The 244-nt window shown below is 77.9% G+C and carries 1 pseudogene; it reads left to right on the top strand.

Annotated features, from left to right (window positions below):
* Positions 1 to 244: pseudogene (locus SB658_RS26770) on the top strand (hypothetical protein); the annotation flags it as partial.

The following is a 244-nucleotide window of genomic DNA, read 5'->3' as shown; positions in this document are numbered from 1 at the left end:
ACGCCCCTACCGCCGCCGTCCAGTCCACGCCCGTGGCCGAGGCGGTTGCCGCGCCGGCGCCGGCCGTGGCCGCCCCTGCTTCTGTCGCTCCCGAACCGGTGCCGGCCAGCACCGGCGACGACCTGCTCGACCTCGGCGCCCACGCCGCCATGCCCGCCCCCGCCGGCAAGCCCGGTTGGCGCGATCGCCTGCGCAACAGCGGCTTCGCACGCAGCTTCGGCGGCCTGTTCTCGCGCAACCCGCG

This window comes from Bacillus sp. SIMBA_008 (assembly GCF_046535495.1).
Classification (GTDB): Bacteria; Bacillota; Bacilli; order Bacillales; family Bacillaceae; genus Bacillus; species Bacillus subtilis.
Note: the sequence above shows the minus strand (reverse complement) of the source record. Positions and strands in the feature narration are given on the sequence as shown.